Source organism: Pseudomonas sp. B10(2017) (genome assembly GCF_002113295.1).
GTDB classification, from domain to species: Bacteria; Pseudomonadota; Gammaproteobacteria; order Pseudomonadales; family Pseudomonadaceae; genus Aquipseudomonas; species Aquipseudomonas pudica.
The window spans coordinates 1-26343 of sequence record NZ_NEJU01000013.1; the positions used below are offsets into that span (position 1 = coordinate 1).

The window sequence follows — 26343 nt, forward strand, 5'->3', positions numbered from 1 at the left end:
AACTCAGCAGTGAAACGATGCATCGCCGATGGTAGTGTGGGGTTTCCCCATGTGAGAGTAGGTCATCGTCAAGATTCATTTCGCAAAACCCCTATCTGCGCATGCAGGTAGGGGTTTTGTCTTTCTGGCCTACCAATCCCAGGCCTGCACACCCCCCTCTGTGAGAGCGGGTTCACCCGCGAACAACGGCAAAGCCGGTGCCATCCACCGCGTTGCCCGCTTCGCGGCTAAAGCCGCTCCCACAGATATGGCGCAGGTTCAGGGTATGCTGCGGGAGCGGCCTTCACCCCGCCGGCAGCCCTTTTCCTATGCAAGCCAACAGCCCATAGCTATCATGCCTGCCTTATTCCAAGTCGAGACTGGCATGCTGAAGTTGTTGAACCTCCTCAGGGATGGTCGGTTCCATTCCGGAGAAGCTCTGGGGGCGGCCCTCGGGGTAAGTCGCAGCGCCGTTTGGAAGCAGCTGCAGCACCTGGAGAGCGAACTGAACCTCACCATTCACAAGGTCCGTGGGCGTGGCTATCAGCTGGCGGCGCCGCTGGCTTTGCTCGATGCGCAAGCGATCGCCGGGTTTGCCGACGGCGAACAGTGGCCCGTTTTCATTCACGAAACCATCGACTCGACCAATGCTGAAGGCCTGCGACTCGCTGGAGAGGGGCAAGTCGCGCCATTCCTGGTCCTGGCCGAGCGCCAGAGCGCCGGCCGTGGTCGGCGCGGTCGGCAGTGGGTCAGCCCTTTTGCCGAAAACCTCTATTACAGCCTGGTGCTCCGTGTGGATGGCGGCATGCGCCAGCTCGAGGGCTTGAGTCTCGTGGTGGGGTTGGCGGTAATGCGTACCCTGCAGGCGTTTGGGGTAAAGGATGTGGGGCTCAAATGGCCCAATGATGTTCTCGTTCGCGGGCAGAAGATCACCGGCATCCTCCTGGAGTTGGTGGGGGACCCGGCAGATGTCTGTCATGTGGTGCTGGGTATAGGCATCAATGTGAACATGCAGGTCAACGATCAGGTCGACCAGGTGTGGACCTCGATGCGTCGCGAAGTAGGGGCGGCAGTCGACCGTAACCGGCTGGTAGCATTGCTCAATCAGCAATTGCAGCACGAATTGGCGCGGCATCGTCGCTACGGGTTTGCCGCATTCCAGGAAGAATGGGAGCAGGCGCACCTCTGGCAGGGGCGCAAGGTTTCTCTGGTTGCAGGTAGCACGCGTATTGATGGCGTGGTTCTTGGCGTCGACGGGCAGGGCGGCTTGCGCCTTGAGGTGGACGGGGTGGAAAAGAGCTTCAGTGGTGGTGAGCTCAGTTTGAGGTTGCGTGATGATTCTTGAGCTCGATTGCGGTAACAGCTTCATCAAGTGGCGGGTAATCCACGTTGCTGATGCAGCGATTGAAAGCGGCGGTATCGTTGACTCCGATCAGGCGCTGGTGGCCGAAGTGGCCGCGCGGGCTTCGGTACGTCTGACCGGCTGCCGCATTGTCAGTGTGCGCAGTGAGGAAGAAACCGATGCGCTTTGCGCGCTGATTGCCCAGGCATTTGCCGTGCAAGCGCGCGTGGCGCACCCGGCTCAGGAAATGGCGGGTGTGCGCAATGGCTATGACGACTACCAGCGTCTGGGCATGGACCGTTGGTTGGCGGCGCTGGGAGCATTTCACCTGGCCAAAGGCGCTTGCCTGGTCATTGACCTGGGGACCGCTGCCAAAGCGGACTTCGTTGCGGCGGACGGCGAGCACCTGGGTGGCTACATCTGCCCAGGTATGCCATTGATGCGTAGCCAGTTGCGTACTCACACCCGGCGTATCCGTTATGACGATGCCTCGGCCGAGCGTGCATTGGCCAGCCTGGCGCCAGGTCGCTCGACGGTCGAGGCGGTCGAGCGCGGTTGCGTGTTGATGCTCCAGGGTTTTGCGCATACCCAGCTCGAACAGGCGCGAGCGTTGTGGGGGAAGGACTTCACAGTGTTCCTCACTGGGGGCGATGCGCCGCTGGTAAGGGAGGCGGTGCCCCAGGCACGTGTCGTGCCTGACCTGGTTTTTGTAGGCCTGGCCATGGCCTGCCCATTGGATTGAGGTGCCTATGCGTTGGTTGTTTCTGCTGTTACTGGTGCTCAACGTCTTCTATTACGTGTGGCACCAGCAGGAAGCCCCGCTGAAGGTCAAGGAAGTCGCGCCCCTGTCGCTGTACAAGGGGAATCAGCAAGAAATCCGCCTGTTGCGCGAAACAGGGGTTTCGGCTCCGCCCAAGCGCCGGGATGAGTGCCTGGTGGTAGGTGGTGTGATGGGGCAGGGCCAGCTCGATGCGCTGCGTCAGCGCCTTTTGAGCCTGGATATTGTCACCGTGCCGGTGGCGGGTCAGTTGCCAGGGGCGGATGGTCGTTGGCTCAAGGTTGCCCCGGATAGCGAGCGTTTGCTGGACCAAACCGTCCTCGCGACTCTTTCCAACGATTTCAAAGACTTAAAACACAAAATTATTTTCTGCCAGGGTATTGCAACTGGCGAATAGCTTGATAGAATGGCGCCCGCTTCACAGGGAACACCACTCAGGGGGTAGAACTGGAAGCGGTGTCAAAGCAGCTAAGTTTCAGATTTGATTGAAAAAATTTGAAAAAACGCTTGACACTAGGACGGCAGACAAATAGAATGCCGGCCACATCTGGAGGGATTCCCGAGCGGTCAAAGGGGACGGACTGTAAATCCGTTGCGAGAGCTTCGAAGGTTCGAATCCTTCTCCCTCCACCAGTTTTAGCGAGAGCCGTAAGCTCCGCGGGTATAGTTTAGTGGTAGAACCTCAGCCTTCCAAGCTGATGATGCGGGTTCGATTCCCGCTACCCGCTCCAAGTTTGCTGGATTTTGCACAAAGTGTTTCGCTCTTGTAGCTCAGTTGGTAGAGCACACCCTTGGTAAGGGTGAGGTCAGCGGTTCAAGTCCGCTCAAGAGCTCCATATAAACAAGGCAGATATGAAAATATCTGCCTTTGTTTTATCAGTGCAAGACTATTTCTTCTGCGGAGGATTGTATCGATGGCTAAGGAAAAGTTTGATCGTTCCCTTCCCCACGTTAACGTCGGCACTATCGGCCACGTTGACCACGGTAAGACCACTCTGACCGCAGCTCTGACTCGCGTCTGCTCCGAAGTTTTCGGTTCGGCAGTCGTTGAGTTCGACAAGATCGACTCGGCTCCGGAAGAAAAAGCGCGCGGTATCACCATCAACACCGCTCACGTCGAGTACAACTCGAACATTCGTCACTACGCTCACGTTGACTGCCCAGGTCACGCTGACTACGTGAAGAACATGATCACCGGTGCTGCCCAGATGGACGGCGCGATCCTGGTTTGCTCGGCCGCCGATGGTCCGATGCCGCAAACCCGTGAGCACATCCTGCTGTCCCGTCAGGTAGGCGTTCCTTACATCGTGGTCTTCCTGAACAAGGCTGACCTGGTAGACGACGCCGAGCTGCTGGAACTGGTCGAGATGGAAGTTCGCGACCTGCTGTCCACCTACGACTTCCCAGGCGACGACACCCCGATCATCATCGGTTCGGCTCGTATGGCCCTGGAAGGCAAAGACGACAACGAAATGGGTACTACCGCTGTCAAGAAGCTGGTAGAAACTCTGGATGCCTACATCCCTGAGCCAGTTCGTGCCGTTGACCAGCCGTTCCTGATGCCGATCGAAGACGTATTCTCGATCTCGGGTCGTGGTACCGTTGTTACCGGTCGTATCGAGCGTGGTATCGTCCGCGTTCAGGATCCGCTGGAAATCGTTGGTCTGCGTGACACTTCGACCACCACCTGCACCGGTGTTGAAATGTTCCGCAAGCTGCTGGACGAAGGCCGTGCTGGCGAGAACTGCGGCGTTCTGCTGCGTGGTACCAAGCGTGACGACGTTGAGCGTGGCCAGGTTCTGGTCAAGCCAGGTTCGGTCAAGCCGCACACCAAGTTCACCGCAGAAGTCTACGTTCTGTCGAAGGAAGAAGGCGGTCGTCACACTCCGTTCTTCAAAGGCTACCGTCCTCAGTTCTACTTCCGTACCACTGACGTGACCGGTAACTGCGAGCTGCCGGAAGGCGTTGAAATGGTAATGCCAGGTGACAACATTCAGATGACTGTTACCCTGATCAAGACCATCGCAATGGAAGACGGTCTGCGCTTCGCTATCCGTGAAGGCGGTCGTACCGTCGGCGCCGGTGTCGTAGCAAAAATTATTGAATAAGTAGTTGATTTACTTGATCAGGCCGGTATAATGGCCGGCCTGATACAGCGTTACAGGTCAGTAGCTCAATTGGCAGAGCGACGGTCTCCAAAACCGTAGGTTGGGGGTTCGATTCCCTCCTGACCTGCCATTTCACCTCGGTGTGATGGCTTTCTTCTCACAGGATCCTCCTCGATGACTCCCAAAACTGAAGCCCAAGAATCGCGTTTTGATCTGTTCAAGTGGCTGGCTGTAGTGGCTTTGGTGGTTGTCGGTGTAGTGGGTAACCAATATTACTCCGCCTCCCCGATCCTGTATCGCGTCCTCGCACTTCTCGTCCTGGCTGCTGTCGCGGGCTTTGTAGCTCTGCAGACTGCGAAGGGCAAGTCGTTCTTTGCGCTGGCGAAGGAAGCTCGTACCGAGATTCGTAAAGTCGTGTGGCCGACCCGCCAGGAAACCACCCAGACCACGTTGATTGTCGTGGCTGTCGTGCTGGTTATGGCACTGCTGCTGTGGGGTCTTGATTCCCTGCTCGGCTGGGCGGTCTCCTTGATCGTTGGCTAAAGGTGTCCCGTGGCTAAGCGTTGGTATGTTGTGCATGCTTACTCGGGTTACGAGAAGCATGTAATGCGCTCCCTGATCGAGCGCGTCAAGCTGGCTGGCATGGAAGACGGTTTCGGCGAGATCCTGGTCCCGACCGAAGAAGTCGTCGAAATGCGCAACGGCCAGAAGCGCAAGAGTGAGCGTAAATTCTTCCCTGGCTATGTACTTGTCCAGATGGAGATGAACGAAGGGACTTGGCACTTGGTCAAGGATACCCCTCGCGTGATGGGCTTTATTGGTGGTACCGCAGACAAGCCTGCGCCGATTACCGATAAAGAAGCAGAGGCTATCCTGCGTCGCGTTGCCGACGGTAGCGACAAGCCGAAGCCGAAGACGCTGTTCGAGCCTGGTGAAGTGGTTCGAGTCATTGACGGTCCGTTCGCAGACTTCAATGGTAGTGTCGAAGAGGTTAACTACGAAAAGAGTCGCCTGCAGGTAGCGGTGCTCATTTTCGGTCGCTCTACTCCGGTGGAGCTCGAGTTCAGCCAGGTCGAAAAGGTCTAGGCGGACGAAGCATCCCATACCCCGCAGCCCTGTGTGCTGCGGGGTTTTGTCGTCACTGGGATAAAACGCAAGTCATCCGGGGAGCCAACAGGCGTTCGTACCCGATTTTGGAGTAGCTCATGGCTAAGAAGATTCAGGCTTACATCAAGCTGCAAGTTAAGGCCGGCCAGGCCAACCCAAGCCCACCCGTTGGTCCAGCACTGGGTCAACACGGTGTGAACATCATGGAATTCTGCAAGGCCTTCAACGCCCGTACCCAGGGTCAAGAAGCCGGCCTGCCGACTCCTGTGATCATCACTGTCTACAGCGACCGTAGCTTCACCTTCGAGACCAAGAGCACCCCTGCCTCGGTTCTGCTGAAGAAAGCTGCTGGCCTGACCAGTGGTTCGGCTCGCCCGAACACCGTTAAAGTCGGTACCGTTACCCGTGCTCAGCTGGAAGATATCGCGAAAGCCAAACAGGCTGACCTGACTGCCGCTGACCTGGACGCTGCTGTACGCACCATCGCTGGCTCTGCCCGCAGCATGGGCCTGAACGTGGAGGGTGTGTAATGGCTAAGCTGACCAAACGCCAAAAGGCAATCGCCGAGAAAATCGAAGCAGGCAAGGCCTACAACTTCGAAGAAGCGGCCACTCTGCTGGCTTCGCTGCCTGCTGCCAAGTTCGTAGAGTCCTACGACATCGCCGTTAACCTCGGTGTTGACCCGCGTAAATCCGACCAGGTCGTACGTAGCGCTACTGTGCTGCCGCACGGCACTGGCAAGACCGTTCGCGTTGCTGTCTTCACCCAGGGTCCAGCTGCTGAAGCCGCTCTGGCTGCCGGCGCTGACCGCGTAGGTATGGACGATCTGGCTGCCGAAATGAAAGGCGGCGACCTGAACTATGACGTCGTTATCGCATCGCCTGATGCCATGCGCGTTGTAGGTCAGCTGGGTCAGGTTCTGGGTCCTCGCGGCCTGATGCCTAACCCGAAAGTTGGTACCGTGACCCCAGACGTAGCCGGCGCCGTCAAGAACGCCAAGGCTGGTCAGGTTCGCTACCGTACCGACAAGAACGGTATCATCCACACCTCCGTTGGCAAGGTCGGTTTCGAAGCCGGCAAGCTGAAGGAAAACGTTGAAGCCCTGATCGCTGATCTGAAGCGTATCAAGCCAGCTTCCTCGAAAGGTATCTACGTCAAGCGCGTTACCCTGAGCACCACCATGGGCCCAGGTCTGGTCATCGATCAGAGCTCGCTGAACGTGTAAGAACATGGTGGCGCGACCTGTCGCGCCACCAGCAAAAATTGGGGTCCCTGCCTGGCGGGGGCTATCCAAGACCGTAGGCGGCGCAAGCCTTAAAACACCAGCCCACGCAGATGGTGCTCCCGATTCGTTACCGAATCAGACACCAAAACGACATCCGGCTTCGGCCAGATGAAACGGTAAAAACCAGGAGTAAACCCGTGGCAATTAAACTCGAAGACAAGAAGGCCATCGTCGCTGAAGTCAACGAGGCTGCCAAAGTCGCTCTGTCCGCTGTCGTGGCTGATGCCCGTGGTGTGACTGTAGGCGCAATGACCGGACTCCGTAAAGAGGCCCGCGAAGCTGGCGTTTACGTACGTGTCGTACGTAACACCCTGCTGAAGCGCGCTGTTGAAGGCACCGAATTCTCGATCCTCAACGACGCGTTCAAAGGCCCGACCCTGATTGCTTTCTCCAACGAACACCCGGGCGCTGCTGCTCGTCTGTTCAAAGAGTTCGCCAAGGGTCAGGACAAGTTCGAGATCAAGGCAGCTGCGTTTGACGGCAAGTTCCTTGCCGCTAACCAGATCGACGTGCTGGCGACCCTGCCAACTCGCGACGAGGCTATCGCACAGCTGATGAGCGTAATCCAAGGTGCAACCAGCAAGCTGGCTCGTACCCTGGCAGCTCTGCGCGACCAGAAAGAAGCTGCTGCTGCCTAAGGCACCCGCAACTCTTTCAAAATCATACGTTTAATTTGATGGCTGCGTAGGCTGTCACCCCAATACAGGATTTAAGTCATGTCTCTGACTAACGAGCAAATCATCGAAGCGATCGGCCAGAAAACTGTTCTGGAAATTGTTGAACTGATCAAAGCGATGGAAGAAACCTTCGGTGTTACCGCTGCTGCCGCTGTTGCCGCTGGCCCAGCTGCTGGTGCTGCTGCCGCTGTTGAAGAACAGACCGAATTCAACGTCGTTCTGACCGAAGCTGGCGACAAGAAAGTAAACGTGATCAAGGCCGTTCGTGAACTGACCGGTCTGGGCCTGAAAGAAGCCAAAGAGAAAGTCGACGGCGCTCCTCAGGTTATCGCTGAAGGCGTTTCGAAAGAAGCCGCTGAAGACGCGAAGAAGAAGCTGGAAGAAGCTGGCGCTAAAGTCGAGCTGAAGTAATCTCGACTTTGCGACTCCAGTCCGAGCGTTGAGCGAAGGGCTGATGGCTGGTGGCTTATGCCACCGGCCTTTTTCCGTTATTGGTGGCCGGTCAGGCCGGCCCCGATAACAAGCTGCAAGACACCCATGTGGGTGGCGCAAACCAAGGGGTTTGCACGATTTTCTGGCTGCTCCCGCCGGGAGAAGCCAAACAAGCAGGTGACCAAGCTGGGGAACGCTGATGGCTTACTCATACACTGAGAAAAAACGTATCCGCAAGGACTTTAGCAAGTTGCCGGACGTCATGGATGTGCCTTACCTCCTGGCCATCCAGCTGGATTCGTATCGCGAATTCCTGCAAGCGGGAGCATCCAAGGATCAGTTCCGCGACGTCGGCCTGCACGCGGCCTTCAAATCGGTATTCCCGATCATCAGCTACTCCGGCAATGCTGCCCTGGAGTACGTAGGCTATCGCCTGGGCGAACCCGCCTTCGATGTGAAGGAATGTGTCCTGCGTGGCGTGACCTTCGCGGTCCCACTGCGGGTCAAGGTGCGCCTGATCATCTTCGACAAGGAATCGTCGAACAAAGCGATCAAGGACATCAAAGAGCAAGAAGTCTACATGGGTGAAATCCCCCTGATGACTGAGAACGGTACCTTCGTTATCAACGGTACCGAGCGTGTGATCGTTTCCCAGCTGCACCGTTCGCCTGGTGTGTTCTTCGACCACGACCGTGGCAAGACTCACAGCTCCGGCAAGCTGCTGTACTCCGCTCGCATCATCCCTTACCGCGGCTCCTGGCTGGACTTCGAGTTCGACCCGAAGGACTGCGTGTTCGTACGTATCGACCGTCGTCGCAAACTGCCGGCCTCGGTGCTGCTGCGTGCCCTGGGTTACAGCACTGAAGAAGTGCTGAACACCTTCTACACCACCAACGTGTTCCACATTTCCGGCGAGAAACTCAGCCTGGAACTGGTACCACAGCGTTTGCGTGGTGAGGTTGCAGTCATGGATATCCATGACGAAACCGGCAAAGTCATCGTCGAGCAGGGCCGTCGTATTACCGCGCGCCACATCAACCAGCTCGAGAAGGCCGGCGTCAAGCAGCTGGACGTTCCTATGGAATACGTCCTGGGCCGCACTACCGCCAAGGCCATCGTGCATCCGGCTACCGGCGAGATCCTGGCCGAATGCAACACCGAGATGACCACCGAACTGCTGATCAAGGTCGCCAAGGCGCAGGTTGTCCGTATCGAGACCCTGTACACCAACGACATCGATTGCGGTCCGTTCATCTCCGATACCCTGAAGATCGACACCACCAGCAACCAGCTGGAAGCCCTGGTCGAGATCTACCGCATGATGCGTCCTGGCGAACCGCCAACCAAGGATGCTGCCGAGACCCTGTTCAACAACCTGTTCTTCAGTGCCGAGCGTTACGACCTGTCCGCGGTTGGCCGCATGAAGTTCAACCGTCGTATCGGGCGTACCGAGATCGAAGGTTCGGGCGTGCTGAGCAAGGAAGATATCGTCGAGGTTCTGAAGACCCTGGTCGACATCCGTAACGGCAAAGGCATCGTCGACGACATCGACCACCTGGGTAACCGTCGCGTACGTTGCGTCGGCGAGATGGCCGAGAACCAGTTCCGCGTTGGCCTGGTGCGTGTCGAGCGCGCGGTCAAGGAACGCCTGTCGATGGCGGAAAGCGAAGGCCTGATGCCGCAAGACCTGATCAACGCCAAGCCGGTTGCGGCGGCGGTGAAAGAGTTCTTCGGTTCCAGCCAGCTGTCCCAATTCATGGACCAGAACAACCCACTCTCCGAGATCACCCACAAGCGCCGCGTCTCCGCACTCGGCCCAGGTGGTCTGACCCGTGAGCGTGCCGGCTTCGAAGTCCGTGACGTACACCCGACCCACTACGGCCGTGTGTGCCCGATCGAGACCCCTGAAGGTCCGAACATCGGTCTGATCAACTCCCTGGCTGCCTATGCCCGCACCAACCAGTATGGCTTCCTGGAAAGCCCGTACCGCGTGGTGAAGGAAGGCGTGGTCAGCGACGAAATCGTGTTCCTGTCGGCCATTGAAGAAGCGGATCACGTCATCGCCCAGGCTTCGGCCGCGATGAACGAGAAGAAGCAGCTGATCGATGAGCTGGTAGCTGTTCGTCACCTGAACGAATTCACCGTCAAGGCGCCGGAAGACGTCACCCTGATGGACGTTTCGCCGAAGCAGGTTGTTTCCGTTGCTGCGTCGCTGATTCCGTTCCTCGAGCACGACGACGCCAACCGTGCATTGATGGGTTCGAACATGCAGCGTCAGGCTGTACCGACCCTGCGCGCCGACAAGCCGCTGGTAGGTACCGGCATGGAGCGCAACGTTGCCCGTGACTCCGGTGTCTGCGTGGTTGCTCGCCGCGGTGGCGTGATCGACTCGGTCGACGCCAGCCGTATCGTTGTTCGCGTTGCAGACGACGAAGTTGAAACCGGCGAAGCAGGTGTGGATATCTACAACCTGACCAAGTACACCCGTTCGAACCAGAACACCTGCATCAACCAGCGTCCGCTGGTGAGCAAGGGTGACAAGGTTCAGCGTGGCGACATCATGGCCGACGGCCCGTCCACCGACATGGGTGAGCTGGCACTGGGTCAGAACATGCGCATCGCGTTCATGGCGTGGAACGGCTTCAACTTCGAAGACTCCATCTGCCTGTCCGAGCGTGTGGTCCAGGAAGATCGCTTCACCACCATCCACATCCAGGAACTGACCTGTGTGGCGCGTGACACCAAGCTTGGCCCAGAGGAAATCACTGCGGACATCCCGAACGTGGGTGAAGCCGCACTGAACAAGCTGGACGAAGCCGGTATCGTCTACGTGGGTGCCGAAGTCGGCGCTGGCGACATCCTGGTCGGCAAGGTAACGCCAAAAGGCGAAACCCAGCTGACTCCGGAAGAAAAACTGCTGCGCGCGATCTTCGGTGAGAAGGCCAGCGACGTTAAGGACACCTCCCTGCGCGTGCCAACCGGCACCAAGGGTACCGTCATCGACGTACAGGTCTTCACCCGTGATGGCGTCGAGCGCGACAGCCGCGCCCTGGCCATCGAGAAGATGCAGCTGGACGAGATCCGCAAGGACCTCAACGAAGAGTTCCGCATCGTCGAAGGTGCAACCTTCGAGCGTCTGCGTTCTGCCCTGAACGGCCAGGTGGTCGACGGTGGCGCGGGCCTGAAGAAAGGCACTGTGATCACTGACGAAGTACTGGACGGTCTGGAGCACGGCCAGTGGTTCAAACTGCGCATGGCCGAAGATGCACTGAACGAGCAGCTGGAAAAGGCTCAGCAGTACATCGTCGATCGTCGCCGTCTGCTGGACGACAAGTTCGAAGACAAGAAGCGCAAGCTGCAGCAGGGTGATGACCTGGCACCGGGCGTACTGAAGATCGTCAAGGTTTACCTGGCAATCCGCCGTCGCATCCAGCCGGGTGACAAGATGGCCGGTCGTCACGGTAACAAGGGTGTCGTCTCGGTAATCATGCCGGTCGAAGACATGCCGCACGACGCCAACGGTACTCCGGTCGATGTCGTACTGAACCCGCTGGGTGTACCTTCGCGTATGAACGTCGGTCAGATCCTCGAAACTCACCTGGGCCTGGCGGCCAAGGGTCTGGGCGAGAAGATCGACCGCATGATCGAAGAGCAGCGCAAGGCCGCTGAACTGCGCGTGTTCCTGACCGAGGTCTACAACGAGATCGGCGGTCGTCAGGAAAACCTCGACGAGTTCACCGACGAAGAGATCCTGGCCCTTGCTCACAACCTGAAGAAGGGTGTGCCAATGGCTACCCCGGTCTTCGACGGTGCCAAGGAGCGCGAGATCAAGGCCATGCTGAAGCTGGCCGACCTGCCAGAGAGCGGCCAGATGGTGCTGTTCGATGGCCGTACCGGCAACAAGTTCGAGCGTCCTGTGACCGTTGGTTACATGTACATGCTCAAGCTGAACCACTTGGTGGACGACAAGATGCACGCGCGTTCCACTGGTTCCTACAGCCTGGTTACCCAGCAGCCGCTGGGTGGTAAGGCGCAGTTCGGTGGTCAGCGTTTCGGGGAGATGGAAGTGTGGGCGCTGGAAGCATACGGCGCGGCATACACCCTGCAAGAAATGCTCACAGTGAAGTCGGACGACGTGAACGGCCGTACCAAGATGTACAAGAACATCGTGGATGGCGATCACCGTATGGAGCCGGGCATGCCCGAGTCCTTCAACGTGTTGATCAAAGAGATCCGTTCGCTCGGTATCGATATCGATCTGGAAACCGAATAACACGTGACGCGAAGGGGAGTGGGGCAGGTAATGCCCGCTCCCTGCTCCGCCAGGAGGAAAGGCCTTGAAAGACCTACTGAATTTGCTGAAAAACCAGGGTCAAGTCGAAGAGTTCGACGCCATCCGCATCGGTCTGGCGTCGCCTGAAATGATCCGTTCGTGGTCGTTCGGTGAAGTTAAGAAGCCGGAAACCATCAACTACCGTACGTTCAAGCCTGAGCGTGACGGCCTGTTCTGCGCCAAGATCTTTGGCCCAGTCAAGGACTACGAGTGCCTGTGCGGCAAGTACAAGCGCCTCAAGCACCGCGGCGTGATCTGCGAGAAGTGCGGCGTTGAAGTTGCCCTGGCAAAAGTTCGTCGTGAGCGCATGGCGCACATCGAACTGGCCTCGCCGGTTGCCCACATCTGGTTCCTGAAGTCGCTGCCGTCCCGTATCGGCCTGCTGATGGACATGACCCTGCGTGACATCGAGCGCGTGCTCTACTTCGAGAGCTACGTCGTTATCGACCCGGGCATGACGACCCTGGAAAAGGGCCAGCTGCTGAACGACGAGCAGTACTTTGAAGCGCTGGAAGAGTTCGGTGACGACTTCGACGCCCGCATGGGTGCCGAGGCTGTCCGCGAGCTGCTGCACGCTATCGACCTGGAGCACGAGATCGGTCGCCTGCGCGAAGAGATTCCGCAGACCAACTCGGAAACCAAGATCAAGAAGCTGTCCAAGCGTCTGAAGCTGATGGAAGCGTTCCAGGGCTCGGGCAACCTGCCTGAGTGGATGGTCCTGACCGTCCTGCCAGTGCTGCCGCCGGACCTGCGTCCGCTGGTTCCGCTGGATGGCGGCCGCTTCGCGACCTCCGACCTGAACGACCTGTATCGTCGGGTGATCAACCGTAACAACCGTCTGAAGCGCCTGCTGGATCTGTCGGCGCCGGACATCATCGTGCGCAACGAAAAGCGCATGCTGCAGGAAGCGGTCGACGCCCTGCTGGACAACGGCCGTCGCGGTCGCGCCATCACTGGCTCGAACAAGCGTCCGCTGAAGTCCCTGGCCGACATGATCAAAGGTAAGCAAGGTCGCTTCCGTCAGAACTTGCTCGGTAAGCGTGTGGACTACTCCGGCCGTTCGGTTATTACCGTAGGCCCGACCCTGCGTCTGCATCAGTGCGGTCTGCCGAAGAAGATGGCCCTCGAGCTGTTCAAGCCCTTCATTTTTGGCAAGCTTGAAATGCGTGGTCTGGCGACCACCATCAAGGCTGCCAAGAAGATGGTCGAGCGCGAGCTGCCAGAGGTTTGGGACGTGCTCGCCGAGGTGATTCGCGAACACCCCGTGCTGCTCAACCGTGCACCGACCCTGCACCGTCTGGGTATCCAGGCCTTTGAACCGGTTCTGATCGAAGGTAAGGCCATCCAGCTGCACCCGCTGGTCTGTGCCGCGTACAACGCCGACTTCGACGGTGACCAGATGGCCGTTCACGTGCCGCTGACCCTGGAAGCCCAGCTCGAAGCGCGCGCGCTGATGATGTCGACCAACAACATCCTGTCGCCAGCCAACGGTGAGCCAATCATCGTTCCGTCGCAGGACGTGGTACTGGGTCTGTACTACATGACCCGCGAAGCCATCAACGCCAAGGGCGAAGGTCGCGTGTTCGCCGACCTGCAGGAAGTCGACCGCGTATTCCGCGCCGGCGAGGCTGCCCTGCACGCGAAAATCAAGGTTCGTATCAACGAAACCGTGAAAGAGCGTGACGGTTCGGTGGTCAAGAACACCCGTATCGTCGACACTACTGTCGGCCGTGCGCTGCTGTTCCAGGTTGTACCGGCAGGCCTGCCGTACGACGTGGTCAACCAGCCGATGAAGAAGAAGGCGATCTCCAAGCTGATCAACCAGTGCTACCGCGTGGTTGGTCTGAAAGAGACCGTTATTTTTGCTGACCAGCTGATGTACACCGGTTTCGCTTACTCGACCATTTCCGGCGTTTCCATCGGTGTTAACGACTTCGTTATCCCGGACGAGAAAGCCCGCATCATCGGTACCGCTACCGACGAAGTGAAGGAAATCGAGAGTCAGTACGCCTCCGGCCTGGTAACCCAGGGCGAGAAGTACAACAAGGTCATCGACTTGTGGTCGAAGGCGAACGACGAAGTGTCCAAGGCGATGATGGCCAACCTCTCGAAAGAGAAGGTCATCGACCGCGAAGGCAACGAAGTCGAGCAAGAGTCCTTCAACTCGATGTACATGATGGCTGACTCCGGTGCGCGGGGTTCCGCAGCCCAGATCCGTCAGCTGGCCGGTATGCGTGGCCTGATGGCCAAGCCGGACGGCTCCATCATCGAGACGCCGATCACCGCGAACTTCCGTGAAGGTCTGAGCGTTCTGCAGTACTTCATTTCGACCCACGGTGCTCGTAAGGGTCTGGCGGATACCGCACTGAAGACTGCTAACTCCGGTTACCTGACTCGTCGTCTGGTAGACGTTGCCCAGGATCTGGTGGTTACCGAGATCGACTGCGGCACCGACCAGGGCCTGCTGATGACCCCGCACATCGAAGGTGGCGACGTTGTAGAGCCGCTGGGTGAGCGTGTACTGGGTCGTGTCATCGCCCGTGACGTGTTCAAGCCAGGCACCGAGGACGTCATCGTTCCGGCCGGTACCTTGGTCGACGAGAAGTGGGTCGAGTTCATCGAGCTGAACAGCATCGACGAAGTGGTCGTGCGTTCGCCGATCAACTGCGAAACCCGCTACGGCATCTGCGCCAAGTGCTACGGTCGTGACCTGGCTCGCGGTCACCAGGTGAACATCGGTGAAGCTGTCGGCGTTATCGCTGCGCAGTCGATCGGTGAGCCGGGTACCCAGCTGACCATGCGTACGTTCCACATCGGTGGTGCTGCAAGCCGTACCTCGGCTGCCGACAGCGTCCAGGTTAAGAACGGCGGCATGGTGCGTCTGCACAACCTGAAGCAGGTTGAGCGTGCCGATGGCAACCTGGTTGCCGTATCGCGTTCCGGCGAGCTGGCCATTGCCGACGAATTCGGTCGTGAGCGTGAGCGCTACAAGCTGCCTTACGGTGCGGTGATTTCGGTCAAGGAAGGTGACAAGGTCGAAGCTGGCGCCATCGTCGCCAAGTGGGATCCGCACACCCACCCGATCGTTACCGAGCTGAAAGGTACCGTGACCTTTGTGGGCATGGAAGAAGGCATCACCATCAAACGTCAGACCGACGAATTGACTGGTTTGACCAACATTGAAGTCCTGGACGTCAAGGATCGCCCTGCCGCTGGTAAGGAAATCCGTCCGGCGATCAAGATGGTCGACGCCTCTGGCAAGGACCTGTACCTGCCGGGTACCGACGTACCTGCCCAGTACTTCCTGCCGGCCAACGCCCTCGTCGGCGTAGCTGACGGTGCCCAGATTGGCGTTGGTGACGTTATCGCGCGTATCCCGCAAGAAACGTCGAAGACCCGTGACATCACCGGTGGTCTGCCGCGCGTTGCCGACCTGTTCGAAGCGCGCCGTCCGAAAGAAGCCTCGATTCTGGCTGAAGTCAGCGGCACCATCGCATTCGGCAAGGAGACCAAGGGCAAGCGCCGTCTGGTCATCACCCCGACCGACGGTAGCGATCCGTACGAAGAGCTGATTCCGAAGTGGCGCCACCTGAACGTCTTTGAAGGCGAACAGGTAAACCGCGGCGAAGTTATCTCTGACGGCCCGAGCGATCCGCACGACATCCTGCGTCTGCTGGGTGTGAGCGCGCTGGCGAAGTACATCGTCAACGAGATTCAGGACGTTTACCGTCTGCAAGGCGTTAAGATCAACGACAAGCACATCGAGACCATCCTGCGTCAGATGCTGCGCAAGGTCGAGATCTCCGAGTCGGGCGATTCCAGCTTCATCAAGGGCGACCAGATGGAACTGACCCAGGTACTGGTAGAGAACGAGCGTCTCGCCGCCGAGGACAAGTTCGTCTCCAAGTTCACCCGCGTGCTGCTGGGTATCACCAAGGCGTCGCTGTCGACCGAGTCGTTCATCTCCGCGGCTTCCTTCCAGGAAACCACCCGCGTGCTGACCGAAGCGGCGGTAACCGGCAAGCGCGACTACCTGCGCGGCCTGAAAGAGAACGTGGTCGTGGGTCGTCTGATCCCGGCCGGTACTGGTCTGGCCTACCACAGCGAGCGCAAGCGTCGCCGTGATGCCGACAAGCCGCTGCGTGTGAGCGCCAGTGAGGTGGAAGCCGCACTGACCGAAGCGCTGAACTCCAGCGGTAACTAAGTACAGGGCAGGGCCCCGGCAAGCCTCGCAAGGGCATCGGTGACAACAATTGTTGCCGATGACCGGGCGGGGAGGGCCGGGGCCTCGTCTTGACTGGGTGCAAGATCCTCTTTAGACTTTTGTACCCTTAAATTTGGTGAGGCTCCGTCTCGCCAATTTTTGGCTTTCTTGCAAGACAATAGCGTCGCAAGACAATCAGTGGAGCTAGTAGATGGCAACTATCAACCAGCTGGTACGTCAGCCGCGTAAGCGTACCGTCGAGAAATCCGACGTACCTGCGCTGCAGAACTGCCCGCAGCGTCGTGGCGTGTGCACCCGCGTGTACACCACCACGCCGAAAAAACCTAACTCGGCACTGCGTAAAGTATGCCGTGTGCGTCTGACCAACGGTTTCGAGGTTTCCTCGTACATCGGTGGTGAAGGCCACAACCTGCAAGAGCACAGCGTCGTCCTGATCCGTGGCGGCCGTGTAAAAGACTTGCCAGGTGTTCGTTACCACACCGTTCGCGGCTCTCTGGATACTTCGGGCGTTAAAGGCCGTAACCAGGGTCGTTCGAAGTACGGTACCAAGCGTCCGAAGTAATCGGTCGTTTGCAGACATCCATTTATTTGAGTCGATAAGAGTAAGGTCGGGCAGGGGTCGAAAGACCTGGTCCCGGGCTAACCTGAAGACCGTTTGAGGGCTTATCATGCCAAGACGTCGTGTAGCAGCAAAACGTGAGATCCTGGACGATCCGAAGTACGGATCCCAGATCCTCGCCAAGTTCATGAACCACGTGATGGAAAGCGGCAAGAAGGCCGTAGCCGAGCGCATCGTTTACGGTGCTCTGGATACCGTCAAAGCACGCAAGAACAGCGACCCCCTGGAAATCTTCGAGAAAGCTCTCGACGCCATCGCTCCGCTGGTCGAAGTTAAGTCCCGCCGTGTCGGCGGTGCCACTTACCAGGTTCCGGTTGAAGTTCGTCCATCCCGTCGTAACGCTCTGGCAATGCGCTGGCTCGTAGACTACGCCCGCAAGCGCGGCGAGAAGTCGATGGCTCTGCGCCTGGCTGGCGAGCTGCTGGATGCTGCTGAAGGCAAGGGTGCTGCAGTCAAGAAGCGTGAAGACGTGCACCGTATGGCCGAGGCCAACAAAGCGTTCTCGCACTACCGCTTCTAATTCAAGCATCAATCATTTTGCGAGGGCTTTATGGCTCGTACTACAGCAATTAACCGCTACCGTAACATCGGTATCTGCGCCCACGTTGACGCGGGCAAGACTACCACTACCGAGCGGATCCTGTTCTACACAGGTCTGAGCCACAAGATGGGCGAGGTGCATGACGGCGCCGCGACCACCGACTGGATGGTGCAGGAGCAGGAGCGCGGTATCACCATTACCTCCGCTGCCGTTACCACCTTCTGGAAAGGTTCCCGTGGTCAGTACGACAACTACCGCGTAAACGTCATCGATACCCCCGGCCACGTTGACTTCACCATTGAAGTAGAGCGTTCGCTGCGTGTACTCGACGGCGCGGTCGTTGTGTTCTGCGGTACCTCCGGCGTTGAGCCGCAGTCCGAAACCGTATGGCGTCAGGCCAACAAGTACGGCGTTCCACGTGTTGTCTACGTGAACAAGATGGACCGTGCTGGTGCCAACTTCCTGCGCGTTGTCGGCCAGATCAAGAACCGCCTGGGTCACACCCCGGTTCCGGTCCAGCTGGCTATCGGTGCAGAAGACGACTTCCAGGGTCAGGTTGACCTGATCAAGATGAAAGCCATCTACTGGAACGAAGACGACAAAGGCACTACCTACCGCGAAGAAGAAATTCCAGCGGATATGGTCGACCTGGCTAACGAATGGCGCAACAACATGGTTGAAGCCGCCGCCGAAGCCAGCGAAGAGCTGATGAACAAGTACCTTGAAGAAGGTGAGCTGACCGTCGAAGAAATCAAGGCAGGTCTGCGTGCGCGCACCCTGGCCAGCGAGATCGTTCCGGCTGTCTGCGGTTCGTCGTTCAAGAACAAGGGGGTTCCCCTGGTTCTCGACGCCGTTATCGACTTCCTGCCTGCTCCGACCGAAATTCCTGCGATCAAGGGTATCCACCCTGATCTGGCCGAAGTGCCGAAGGATGAGATCACCGAAGAGCAGCAGGACGAGCGTCACGCCGACGACAACGAGCCGTTCTCGGCTCTGGCGTTCAAGATCGCTACCGACCCGTTCGTAGGTACCCTGACCTTCGTTCGCGTCTACTCGGGCGTTCTGAGCTCCGGTGACTCGGTCATCAACTCGGTCAAAGGCAAGAAAGAGCGCGTTGGTCGTATGGTGCAGATGCACGCCAACCAGCGTGAAGAGATCAAGGAAGTGCGCGCTGGCGACATCGCGGCCCTGATCGGCATGAAGGACGTTACCACTGGTGAAACCCTGTGCGACGCCGACAAGCCAATCATCCTTGAGCGCATGGACTTCCCGGAGCCAGTGATTTCGCTGTCTGTCGAGCCGAAGACCAAGCAGGACCAGGAAAAGATGGGTATCGCTCTGGGCAAGCTGGCTCAGGAAGACCCGTCGTTCCGCGTCAAGACCGACGAAGAGACTGGTCAGACCATCATCTCCGGTATGGGTGAGCTGCACCTGGACATCATCGTTGACCGCATGAAGCGTGAATTCAACGTTGAGGCCAACATCGGCAAGCCGCAGGTTTCGTACCGCGAGAAGATCACCAAGTCCGGTGTGGAGATCGAAGGCAAGTTCGTTCGCCAGTCGGGTGGTCGTGGTCAGTTCGGTCACTGCTGGATTCGCTTCTCGCAGCCGGATGAAGACGATAAGGGCAATATCACTGAGGGCCTGGTCTTCACCAACGAAGTCGTTGGTGGTGTGGTTCCGAAGGAATACATCCCTGCGATCCAGAAGGGTATCGAAGAGCAGATGAAGAACGGTGTTGTTGCCGGCTATCCGCTGATCGGCCTGAAGGCTACCGTGTTCGACGGTTCGTACCACGACGTCGACTCCAACGAAATGGCGTTCAAGATCGCTGCTTCGATGGCAACCAAGCAACTGGCCCAGAAGGGTGGTGGCGTGGTCCTCGAGCCGATCATGAAGGTCGAAGTTGTAACCCCGGAAGACTACCTGGGTGACGTGATGGGTGACCTGAACCGTCGTCGTGGTCTGGTCCAGGGTATGGATGAATCGGTCTCTGGCCGTGTCGTCCGCGCTGAAGTTCCGCTCGGAGAGATGTTCGGTTACGCAACCGACGTTCGTTCCATGTCTCAGGGTCGCGCAAGCTACTCCATGGAATTCTCCAAATACGCCGAAGCTCCGTCGAACATCGTCGAAGCACTCGTTAAAAAACAAGGCTAATCCCCTTTAGGCAAGAGGTTCACTGTCGTGGCTAAAGAAAAATTTGATCGTTCCCTTCCCCACGTTAACGTCGGCACCATCGGCCACGTTGACCACGGTAAGACCACTCTGACCGCAGCTCTGACTCGCGTCTGCTCCGAAGTTTTCGGTTCGGCAGTCGTTGAGTTCGACAAGATCGACTCGGCTCCGGAAGAAAAAGCGCGCGGTATCACCATCAACACCGCTCACGTCGAGTACAACTCGAACATTCGTCACTACGCTCACGTTGACTGCCCGGGTCACGCTGACTACGTGAAGAACATGATCACCGGTGCTGCCCAGATGGACGGCGCGATCCTGGTTTGCTCGGCCGCCGATGGTCCGATGCCACAAACCCGTGAGCACATCCTGCTGTCCCGTCAGGTAGGCGTTCCTTACATCGTGGTCTTCCTGAACAAGGCTGACCTGGTAGACGACGCCGAGCTGCTGGAACTGGTCGAGATGGAAGTTCGCGACCTGCTGTCCACCTACGACTTCCCAGGCGACGACACCCCGATCATCATCGGTTCGGCTCGTATGGCCCTGGAAGGCAAAGACGACAACGAAATGGGTACTACCGCTGTCAAGAAGCTGGTAGAAACTCTGGATGCCTACATCCCTGAGCCAGTTCGTGCCGTTGACCAGCCGTTCCTGATGCCGATCGAAGACGTATTCTCGATCTCGGGTCGTGGTACCGTTGTTACCGGTCGTATCGAGCGTGGTATCGTCCGCGTTCAGGATCCGCTGGAAATCGTTGGTCTGCGTGACACTTCGACCACCACCTGCACCGGTGTTGAAATGTTCCGCAAGCTGCTGGACGAAGGTCGTGCTGGCGAGAACTGCGGCGTTCTGCTGCGTGGTACCAAGCGTGACGACGTTGAGCGTGGCCAGGTTCTGGTCAAGCCAGGTTCGGTCAAGCCGCACACCAAGTTCACCGCAGAAGTCTACGTTCTGTCGAAGGAAGAAGGCGGTCGTCACACTCCGTTCTTCAAAGGCTACCGTCCTCAGTTCTACTTCCGTACCACTGACGTGACCGGTAACTGCGAACTGCCGGAAGGCGTTGAAATGGTAATGCCAGGTGACAACATTCAGATGACTGTTACCCTGATCAAGACCATCGCAATGGAAGACGGTCTGCGCTTCGCTATCCGTGAAGGCGGTCGTACCGTCGGCGCCGGCGTCGTAGCAAAAATCATCGAGTAATCACTCGACCGATTGAAAAAACCCCCGCTCAGCGGGGGTTTTTTTTATTGGGTTGACACTAAATGGGGGCGTCTATAGAATCACGCCTCCTTTTAGCGGGCGTAGTGCGTCCGTTGGGAACAGCCTGGAGTCTGAAATCCAATGCAAAATCAGCAAATCCGTATCAGGTTGAAGGCTTTCGACCATCGCCTGATCGACCAATCCACCCAGGAAATCGTGGAAACCGCGAAACGTACTGGTGCACAAGTGCGTGGTCCAATTCCACTGCCTACCCGCAAAGAGCGTTTCACCGTTCTGGTTTCCCCGCACGTCAACAAAGACGCGCGTGACCAGTACGAGATCCGCACTCATAAGCGTGTTCTGGACATCGTCCAGCCAACGGATAAAACCGTTGATGCGCTGATGAAGCTTGATCTGGCGGCAGGTGTGGAAGTACAGATCAGCCTCGGCTAAGACTTCGGTCTGGTCGTGTAACGCTCTGAAATGGGCGGCCATAGCGGGTGAAAGCCCCGTACACTCATGAGGTTTACAACATGACTATTGGTGTAATCGGTCGCAAATGCGGTATGACCCGCATTTTCACCGAAGAAGGTGTCTCCATTCCGGTCACGGTCATCGAGATCGAGCCGAATCGCGTCACCCAGTTCAAAACTGAAGAAACCGATGGCTACCGTGCAGTGCAAGTCACTGTCGGCGAGCGTCGTGCTTCGCGTGTGACTGCCGCTCAGGCAGGTCACTTCGCCAAGGCCAACGTTGCCGCTGGTCGCGGTGTCTGGGAGTTCCGTCTTGAAGAAGGCGATTTCCAGGCTGGCGATCTGATCAAAGCTGAACTCTTCACTGCAGGCCAGCTGGTAGACGTTACTGGTCAGTCCAAAGGTAAAGGCTTCGCCGGTACCATCAAGCGCTGGAACTTCCGTGGCCAGGACAACACCCACGGTAACTCCGTGTCGCACCGTGTCCCAGGTTCCATCGGCCAGTGCCAGACTCCTGGTCGTGTGTTCAAGGGCAAGAAAATGTCCGGTCACATGGGCGCCGAGCGCGTGACTGTTCAGTCCCTGGAAGTAGTTCGCGTAGACGCTGAGCGCAACCTGCTGCTGGTCAAGGGTGCCGTTCCAGGCGCTACTGGCGGCGACGTGGTTGTACGTCCAGCTGTCAAGGCTCGCGGTTAAGGGGAAACTGACATGCAACTCAATGTAAATGACGCTCAGGCGATCGAAGTTTCCGAACTGACTTTCGGTGGCGAATTCAACGAGACGCTGGTACACCAAGCAGTCGTGGCCTACATGGCCGGCGGCCGTCAGGGCACCAAGCAGCAGAAGACCCGTTCCGACGTGGCTGGTGGCGGTAAGCGCCCATGGCGTCAGAAGGGTACTGGCCGTGCTCGTGCTGGTACCACTCGTGGTCCGATCTGGCGTGGCGGTGGTGTAACCTTCGCAGCTCGCCCTCAAGATCACTCGCAGAAGCTCAACAAGAAGATGTACCGCGCGGCCCTGCGCTCCATCCTCGCTGAGCTGGTGCGTAGCGACCGTCTGGTCGTGGTTCAGGACTTCGCTGTTGAAGCGCCGAAAACCAAAGATCTGCTGAACAAGCTGAACGGCATGGGTCTGAACGACGTACTGATCGTTTCCGACGCTGTTGATCAGAACCTGTACCTGGCTGCTCGCAACCTGCCGCACGTCGATGTACGTGACGTACAAGGTTCCGACCCGGTCAGTCTGATCGCATACGAGAAAGTGTTGATCACTGTCTCGGCCGTGAAGAAATTCGAGGAGCTGCTGGGATGAACCAGGAACGCGTATTCAAAGTCCTCCTTGGCCCGCACGTTTCCGAGAAGGCTACCGTTCTGGCTGAGAAAAAAGGCCAGTTCGTATTCAAGGTTGCTACCGATGCAACCAAGCTGGAAATCAAGAAAGCTGTCGAAGGCCTGTTCAACGTAAAAGTTGAAAACGTGTCGACTGTTAACGTTCTGGGTAAAACCAAGCGTACCGCACGTGGTCTGGGCAAGCGTAATGACTGGAAGAAGGCAATCGTCTCCCTTCAGCCAGGCCAAGATCTCGATTTCAGCAGCAGTGCTGAGTAAGGAAGGGGTGCATCATGGCAATCGTTAAATGCAAACCGACTTCCCCTGGCCGCCGTTTCGTGGTCAAGGTGGTCAACCAGGAGCTGCACAAAGGCGCTCCTCACGCACCGCTGATCGAGAAAAAATCGAAGTCTGGTGGTCGTAACAACAATGGCCGCATTACCACTCGTCACGTTGGTGGTGGTCACAAGCAGCATTACCGTCTGGTCGACTTCCGTCGCAACGACAAAGATGGCATCCCAGCCACTGTCGAGCGTATCGAATACGACCCGAACCGTACTGCTCACATCGCCCTGCTGTGCTACGCAGACGGTGAGCGTCGCTACATCATCGCCCCTAAAGGCGTGAGCGCTGGCGACCAGCTGATCGCAGGTGCCCTGGCCCCAATCAAGGCCGGTAACTCCCTGCAGCTGCGCAACATTCCAGTAGGTAGCACCATTCACGGCATCGAACTGAAGCCGGGTAAAGGTGCTCAGATCGCTCGTTCCGCTGGTGCCTCGGCTCAGCTGATCGCTCGCGAAGGTGTCTACGTGACCCTGCGTCTGCGCTCTGGTGAAATGCGTAAAGTCCTGGCTGAGTGCCGTGCGACCCTGGGCGAAGTCTCGAACTCCGAGCACAGCCTGCGTTCGCTGGGTAAAGCTGGTGCCAAACGCTGGCGCGGCGTTCGCCCAACCGTTCGTGGTGTTGCCATGAACCCGGTTGACCACCCACATGGTGGTGGTGAAGGTCGTACCTCCGGTGGTCGTCATCCGGTATCGCCATGGGGCTTCCCAACCAAGGGTGCGAAGACCCGTGGTAATAAGCGTACCGACAACATGATCGTCCGTCGTCGCAAGTAACTAGAGGGATACGACAGTGCCACGTTCTCTGAAAAAAGGTCCTTTTATCGATCTTCACCTGTTGAAGAAGGTCGAAGTGGCGGTGGAGAAGAACGATCGCAAGCCAGTTAAAACCTGGTCGCGCCGTTCGATGATCCTGCCACAAATGGTCGGTCTGACCATCGCGGTACACAACGGTCGTCAACATGTTCCAGTTCTGGTGAACGAAGACATGGTCGGCCACAAACTGGGCGAGTTCGCCGGTACCCGCACCTACCGCGGGCACGTGGCTGACAAGAAAGCCAAGCGTTAAGGGGTAAGGAAATGGAAGTAGCCGCTAAGTTGTCGGGCGCTCGCATCTCCGCCCAGAAAGCCCGCTTGGTCGCCGACCAGATCCGCGGGAAGAAGGTGGGCGAAGCGCTCAACCTGTTGGCCTTCAGCAGCAAAAAAGCCGCTGAAATCATGAAGAAAGTCCTCGAGTCGGCCGTTGCCAACGCCGAACACAACGAAGGCGCAGACGTTGATGACCTGAAGGTCTCCACCGTCTTCGTCAACGAAGGGCGTTCGCTGAAGCGCATCATGCCACGTGCCAAAGGCCGTGCTGATCGCATCGTCAAGCGGTCTTGCCATATCACTGTCAAGGTTGCGGACAAGTAACGGAGTCGATCAGATGGGTCAGAAAGTACATCCCACTGGCATTCGCCTGGGAATCGTCAAGGAGCACACCTCCGTCTGGTACGCAGACGGTGCTACTTACGCAGATTACCTGTTGAAGGATCTGAAAACGCGTGAGTACCTCCAAGACAAACTAAAAAGCGCGTCCGTAAGCCGTATCGATATTCATCGTCCGGCTCAAACTGCACGCATCACCATCCACACCGCTCGTCCCGGTATCGTTATCGGTAAGAAAGGTGAAGATGTCGAGAAGCTGCGTCAGGACCTGACCAAGCAGATGGGTGTGCCTGTGCACATCAACATCGAAGAGATCCGCAAGCCGGAACTCGACGCTATGCTGGTTGCGCAGAGCGTAGCTCAGCAGCTGGAACGCCGCGTAATGTTCCGTCGCGCCATGAAGCGCGCCGTACAGAACGCCATGCGTATTGGTGCCAAGGGCATCAAGATCCAGGTGAGCGGTCGTCTCGGCGGTGCTGAGATTGCTCGTACCGAGTGGTATCGCGAAGGTCGTGTGCCTCTGCACACCCTGCGTGCCGATATCGACTACAACACCTACGAAGCTCACACCACTTACGGTGTGATCGGTGTGAAGGTTTGGATCTTCAAAGGCGAAGTTATTGGTGGTCGCCAAGAAGAACTGAAACCACAAGCACCAGCGCCTCGTAAAAAAGCTGCTAAGTAAGGGGTACGCCAAATGTTGCAACCAAAGCGTACAAAATTCCGCAAGCAGATGACCGGCCACAACCGTGGTCTGGCACTGCGCGGTAGCAAAGTCAGCTTCGGCGAATTCGCCCTGAAAGCTGTTGCTCGCGGTCGCCTCACCGCTCGCCAGATCGAGTCCGCACGTCGTGCGCTGACCCGTCACGTAAAACGTGGCGGCAAGATCTGGATCCGTGTGTTCCCGGACAAGCCGATCTCCAAGAAGCCTCTCGAGGTTCGTATGGGTAAAGGTAAGGGTTCCGTGGAATACTGGGTTGCCCAGATTCAGCCAGGCAAAGTCCTGTATGAAATCGAGGGTGTTTCTGAAGAGCTGGCGCGCGAAGCTTTCGCCCTGGCTGCTGCAAAGCTGCCTCTCGCCACCTCCTTTGTTAAGCGGACGGTGATGTGATGAAAGCGAATGAACTTCGTGAAAAATCGGCACAGCAACTGAATGAGCAACTGCTCGGCTTGCTGCGCGACCAGTTCAATCTGCGTATGCAGAAAGCAACTGGCCAGTTGGGGCAGTCGCACCTGCTCTCGCAAGTTAAGCGTGACATCGCTCGCGTGAAAACTGTGCTCAACCAGCAGGCAGGTAAGTGATCATGGCTGAAGCTGAAAAAACCGTCCGTACGCTGACTGGCCGTGTCGTCAGCGACAAAATGGACAAGACCATCACCGTTCTGATCGAGCGTCGCGTCAAGCACCCGATCTACGGTAAATACGTTAAGCGTTCGACTAAGCTGCACGCGCACGACGAAGCCAACCAGTGCAAGATCGGCGACAAGGTTTCCATCCGTGAAACCCGTCCGCTGGCCAAGACCAAGTCCTGGGCACTGGTTGAAGTCCTCGAACGCGCTGTTGAAGTCTAAGGGCGAAGGGTCGGAGAAATTTTATGATTCAGACTCAATCCATGCTCGATGTGGCCGATAACAGCGGCGCTCGTCGCGTCATGTGCATCAAGGTGCTCGGCGGTTCGCACCGCCGTTACGCCGGCATCGGTGACATCATCAAGGTAACCGTCAAGGAAGCGATTCCGCGCGGTAAGGTCAAGAAAGGCCAAGTGATGACTGCTGTTGTCGTGCGCACCCGTCACGGTGTTCGTCGCGCTGACGGTTCCATCATTCGTTTCGACGGCAACGCTGCTGTTCTGCTGAACAACAAGCAAGAGCCGATCGGCACTCGCATCTTCGGGCCAGTGACCCGTGAACTTCGTACCGAGAAGTTCATGAAGATCGTCTCGCTCGCCCCTGAAGTGCTGTAAGGAGAT

The 26343-nt window shown here is 57.7% G+C and carries 28 protein-coding genes and 4 tRNA genes; all 32 read left to right on the forward strand.

Features of this window, described 5'->3' with window-relative positions; genetic code table 11:
* The first annotated feature begins 364 nt into the window (after positions 1-364).
* The 32 genes from birA (at position 365) to rplN (ending at position 26337) form a co-directional block, all read left to right on the forward strand.
* Positions 365-1324, forward strand: coding sequence for a bifunctional biotin--[acetyl-CoA-carboxylase] ligase/biotin operon repressor BirA (birA, locus tag CAF92_RS16300; RefSeq protein WP_085601459.1), 960 nt, complete (start codon positions 365-367; stop codon positions 1322-1324).
* Positions 1314-2063 carry a pantothenate kinase gene (locus CAF92_RS16305; protein ID WP_085601393.1) on the forward strand — a complete coding sequence of 250 codons (750 nt, stop codon included), beginning with the start codon at positions 1314-1316 and terminating at the stop codon, positions 2061-2063. The genes birA and CAF92_RS16305 overlap by 11 nt, the downstream gene beginning before the upstream one ends.
* Before the next feature lie 7 nt (positions 2064-2070).
* Positions 2071-2496, forward strand: a complete 426-nt coding sequence (locus CAF92_RS16310; RefSeq protein ID WP_046617267.1) for a hypothetical protein — start codon at positions 2071-2073, stop codon at positions 2494-2496.
* Between the two features lie 152 nt (positions 2497-2648).
* A tRNA-Tyr gene (locus tag CAF92_RS16315) sits at positions 2649-2732 on the forward strand.
* Positions 2733-2756: 24 nt separating this feature from the next.
* A tRNA-Gly gene (locus CAF92_RS16320) sits at positions 2757-2830 on the forward strand.
* 29 nt (positions 2831-2859) lie between these two features.
* Positions 2860-2935 (forward strand) — tRNA-Thr (locus CAF92_RS16325).
* A 78-nt stretch (positions 2936-3013) separates the two neighbouring features.
* Entirely contained in the window at positions 3014-4207 is a 1194-nt protein-coding gene (gene tuf / locus CAF92_RS16330) for an elongation factor Tu (protein WP_013970634.1), read from the forward strand.
* Positions 4208-4261: 54 nt separating this feature from the next.
* A tRNA-Trp gene (locus CAF92_RS16335) sits at positions 4262-4337 on the forward strand.
* Between the two features lie 44 nt (positions 4338-4381).
* Entirely contained in the window at positions 4382-4750 is a 369-nt protein-coding gene (gene secE / locus CAF92_RS16340) for a preprotein translocase subunit SecE (protein WP_003257081.1), read from the forward strand.
* Positions 4751-4759: 9 nt separating this feature from the next.
* A complete protein-coding gene (gene nusG, locus CAF92_RS16345) occupies positions 4760-5293 on the forward strand; it encodes a transcription termination/antitermination protein NusG (protein WP_003255501.1) in 534 nt (177 codons plus the stop codon).
* 119 nt (positions 5294-5412) lie between these two features.
* Complete coding sequence (gene rplK / locus CAF92_RS16350) at positions 5413-5844, forward strand: 50S ribosomal protein L11 (RefSeq protein ID WP_003255500.1); 432 nt, start codon at positions 5413-5415, stop codon at positions 5842-5844.
* The gene (gene rplA / locus CAF92_RS16355) at positions 5844-6539 is read left to right on the forward strand and encodes a 50S ribosomal protein L1 (protein WP_013970629.1); all 696 of its coding nucleotides are present in this window, start codon (positions 5844-5846) and stop codon (positions 6537-6539) included. The genes rplK and rplA overlap by 1 nt, the downstream gene beginning before the upstream one ends.
* Before the next feature lie 197 nt (positions 6540-6736).
* Positions 6737-7237 (forward strand): 50S ribosomal protein L10, encoded by a 501-nt coding sequence (rplJ, locus tag CAF92_RS16360; protein ID WP_003257082.1) that lies wholly within the window; start codon positions 6737-6739, stop codon positions 7235-7237.
* 78 nt (positions 7238-7315) lie between these two features.
* Positions 7316-7687 (forward strand): 50S ribosomal protein L7/L12, encoded by a 372-nt coding sequence (gene rplL, locus CAF92_RS16365; protein WP_013970630.1) that lies wholly within the window; start codon positions 7316-7318, stop codon positions 7685-7687.
* Positions 7688-7907: 220 nt separating this feature from the next.
* On the forward strand, positions 7908-11981 hold the full coding sequence (gene rpoB / locus CAF92_RS16370; protein WP_046617162.1) for a DNA-directed RNA polymerase subunit beta: 4074 nt from the start codon (positions 7908-7910) through the stop codon (positions 11979-11981).
* Between the two features lie 64 nt (positions 11982-12045).
* The gene (rpoC, locus tag CAF92_RS16375) at positions 12046-16245 is read left to right on the forward strand and encodes a DNA-directed RNA polymerase subunit beta' (RefSeq protein ID WP_046617161.1); all 4200 of its coding nucleotides are present in this window, start codon (positions 12046-12048) and stop codon (positions 16243-16245) included.
* A 211-nt stretch (positions 16246-16456) separates the two neighbouring features.
* Positions 16457-16828, forward strand: coding sequence for a 30S ribosomal protein S12 (rpsL, locus tag CAF92_RS16380; protein ID WP_003257088.1), 372 nt, complete (start codon positions 16457-16459; stop codon positions 16826-16828).
* Between the two features lie 106 nt (positions 16829-16934).
* Positions 16935-17405, forward strand: a complete 471-nt coding sequence (gene rpsG / locus CAF92_RS16385) for a 30S ribosomal protein S7 (RefSeq protein ID WP_003246741.1) — start codon at positions 16935-16937, stop codon at positions 17403-17405.
* A 30-nt stretch (positions 17406-17435) separates the two neighbouring features.
* Positions 17436-19583, forward strand: a complete 2148-nt coding sequence (gene fusA / locus CAF92_RS16390) for an elongation factor G (RefSeq protein WP_046617160.1) — start codon at positions 17436-17438, stop codon at positions 19581-19583.
* Positions 19584-19610: 27 nt separating this feature from the next.
* The gene (tuf, locus tag CAF92_RS16395) at positions 19611-20804 is read left to right on the forward strand and encodes an elongation factor Tu (RefSeq protein ID WP_013970634.1); all 1194 of its coding nucleotides are present in this window, start codon (positions 19611-19613) and stop codon (positions 20802-20804) included.
* 141 nt (positions 20805-20945) lie between these two features.
* The gene (rpsJ, locus tag CAF92_RS16400; protein WP_003186070.1) at positions 20946-21257 is read left to right on the forward strand and encodes a 30S ribosomal protein S10; all 312 of its coding nucleotides are present in this window, start codon (positions 20946-20948) and stop codon (positions 21255-21257) included.
* 80 nt (positions 21258-21337) lie between these two features.
* On the forward strand, positions 21338-21973 hold the full coding sequence (gene rplC, locus CAF92_RS16405) for a 50S ribosomal protein L3 (RefSeq protein ID WP_003257089.1): 636 nt from the start codon (positions 21338-21340) through the stop codon (positions 21971-21973).
* Positions 21974-21985: 12 nt separating this feature from the next.
* Entirely contained in the window at positions 21986-22588 is a 603-nt protein-coding gene (gene rplD / locus CAF92_RS16410; RefSeq protein WP_008089819.1) for a 50S ribosomal protein L4, read from the forward strand.
* Positions 22585-22884, forward strand: a complete 300-nt coding sequence (gene rplW / locus CAF92_RS16415; protein ID WP_003255484.1) for a 50S ribosomal protein L23 — start codon at positions 22585-22587, stop codon at positions 22882-22884. The genes rplD and rplW overlap by 4 nt, the downstream gene beginning before the upstream one ends.
* 14 nt (positions 22885-22898) lie before the next feature.
* Entirely contained in the window at positions 22899-23723 is an 825-nt protein-coding gene (gene rplB, locus CAF92_RS16420; RefSeq protein WP_015268750.1) for a 50S ribosomal protein L2, read from the forward strand.
* A 16-nt stretch (positions 23724-23739) separates the two neighbouring features.
* The gene (gene rpsS / locus CAF92_RS16425) at positions 23740-24015 is read left to right on the forward strand and encodes a 30S ribosomal protein S19 (protein WP_003255482.1); all 276 of its coding nucleotides are present in this window, start codon (positions 23740-23742) and stop codon (positions 24013-24015) included.
* A gap of 11 nt (positions 24016-24026) precedes the next feature.
* Positions 24027-24359, forward strand: a complete 333-nt coding sequence (gene rplV, locus CAF92_RS16430; protein ID WP_003103908.1) for a 50S ribosomal protein L22 — start codon at positions 24027-24029, stop codon at positions 24357-24359.
* Positions 24360-24372: 13 nt separating this feature from the next.
* Complete coding sequence (rpsC, locus tag CAF92_RS16435) at positions 24373-25059, forward strand: 30S ribosomal protein S3 (protein ID WP_003255481.1); 687 nt, start codon at positions 24373-24375, stop codon at positions 25057-25059.
* Positions 25060-25071: 12 nt separating this feature from the next.
* Entirely contained in the window at positions 25072-25485 is a 414-nt protein-coding gene (gene rplP, locus CAF92_RS16440; protein ID WP_003255479.1) for a 50S ribosomal protein L16, read from the forward strand.
* On the forward strand, positions 25485-25676 hold the full coding sequence (gene rpmC / locus CAF92_RS16445) for a 50S ribosomal protein L29 (protein ID WP_002555481.1): 192 nt from the start codon (positions 25485-25487) through the stop codon (positions 25674-25676). The genes rplP and rpmC overlap by 1 nt, the downstream gene beginning before the upstream one ends.
* A 2-nt stretch (positions 25677-25678) precedes the next feature.
* Positions 25679-25945, forward strand: a complete 267-nt coding sequence (gene rpsQ, locus CAF92_RS16450) for a 30S ribosomal protein S17 (protein WP_003255478.1) — start codon at positions 25679-25681, stop codon at positions 25943-25945.
* 23 nt (positions 25946-25968) lie between these two features.
* Entirely contained in the window at positions 25969-26337 is a 369-nt protein-coding gene (gene rplN, locus CAF92_RS16455; RefSeq protein ID WP_002555479.1) for a 50S ribosomal protein L14, read from the forward strand.
* Positions 26338-26343 lie beyond the last annotated feature (6 nt).

Coding starts and splice junctions, on each gene's coding strand:
- birA (WP_085601459.1), top strand. CDS start 365: ATGCTGAAGTTGTTGAACCTCCTCAGGGATGGTCGGTTCCATTCCGGA.
- CAF92_RS16305 (WP_085601393.1), top strand. CDS start 1,314: ATGATTCTTGAGCTCGATTGCGGTAACAGCTTCATCAAGTGGCGGGTA.
- CAF92_RS16310 (WP_046617267.1), top strand. CDS start 2,071: ATGCGTTGGTTGTTTCTGCTGTTACTGGTGCTCAACGTCTTCTATTAC.
- tuf (WP_013970634.1), top strand. CDS start 3,014: ATGGCTAAGGAAAAGTTTGATCGTTCCCTTCCCCACGTTAACGTCGGC.
- secE (WP_003257081.1), top strand. CDS start 4,382: ATGACTCCCAAAACTGAAGCCCAAGAATCGCGTTTTGATCTGTTCAAG.
- rplK (WP_003255500.1), top strand. CDS start 5,413: ATGGCTAAGAAGATTCAGGCTTACATCAAGCTGCAAGTTAAGGCCGGC.
- rplA (WP_013970629.1), top strand. CDS start 5,844: ATGGCTAAGCTGACCAAACGCCAAAAGGCAATCGCCGAGAAAATCGAA.
- rplL (WP_013970630.1), top strand. CDS start 7,316: ATGTCTCTGACTAACGAGCAAATCATCGAAGCGATCGGCCAGAAAACT.
- rpoB (WP_046617162.1), top strand. CDS start 7,908: ATGGCTTACTCATACACTGAGAAAAAACGTATCCGCAAGGACTTTAGC.
- rpsL (WP_003257088.1), top strand. CDS start 16,457: ATGGCAACTATCAACCAGCTGGTACGTCAGCCGCGTAAGCGTACCGTC.
- rpsG (WP_003246741.1), top strand. CDS start 16,935: ATGCCAAGACGTCGTGTAGCAGCAAAACGTGAGATCCTGGACGATCCG.
- fusA (WP_046617160.1), top strand. CDS start 17,436: ATGGCTCGTACTACAGCAATTAACCGCTACCGTAACATCGGTATCTGC.
- rpsJ (WP_003186070.1), top strand. CDS start 20,946: ATGCAAAATCAGCAAATCCGTATCAGGTTGAAGGCTTTCGACCATCGC.
- rplC (WP_003257089.1), top strand. CDS start 21,338: ATGACTATTGGTGTAATCGGTCGCAAATGCGGTATGACCCGCATTTTC.
- rplD (WP_008089819.1), top strand. CDS start 21,986: ATGCAACTCAATGTAAATGACGCTCAGGCGATCGAAGTTTCCGAACTG.
- rplW (WP_003255484.1), top strand. CDS start 22,585: ATGAACCAGGAACGCGTATTCAAAGTCCTCCTTGGCCCGCACGTTTCC.
- rplB (WP_015268750.1), top strand. CDS start 22,899: ATGGCAATCGTTAAATGCAAACCGACTTCCCCTGGCCGCCGTTTCGTG.
- rplV (WP_003103908.1), top strand. CDS start 24,027: ATGGAAGTAGCCGCTAAGTTGTCGGGCGCTCGCATCTCCGCCCAGAAA.
- rpsC (WP_003255481.1), top strand. CDS start 24,373: ATGGGTCAGAAAGTACATCCCACTGGCATTCGCCTGGGAATCGTCAAG.
- rplP (WP_003255479.1), top strand. CDS start 25,072: ATGTTGCAACCAAAGCGTACAAAATTCCGCAAGCAGATGACCGGCCAC.
- rpmC (WP_002555481.1), top strand. CDS start 25,485: ATGAAAGCGAATGAACTTCGTGAAAAATCGGCACAGCAACTGAATGAG.
- rpsQ (WP_003255478.1), top strand. CDS start 25,679: ATGGCTGAAGCTGAAAAAACCGTCCGTACGCTGACTGGCCGTGTCGTC.
- rplN (WP_002555479.1), top strand. CDS start 25,969: ATGATTCAGACTCAATCCATGCTCGATGTGGCCGATAACAGCGGCGCT.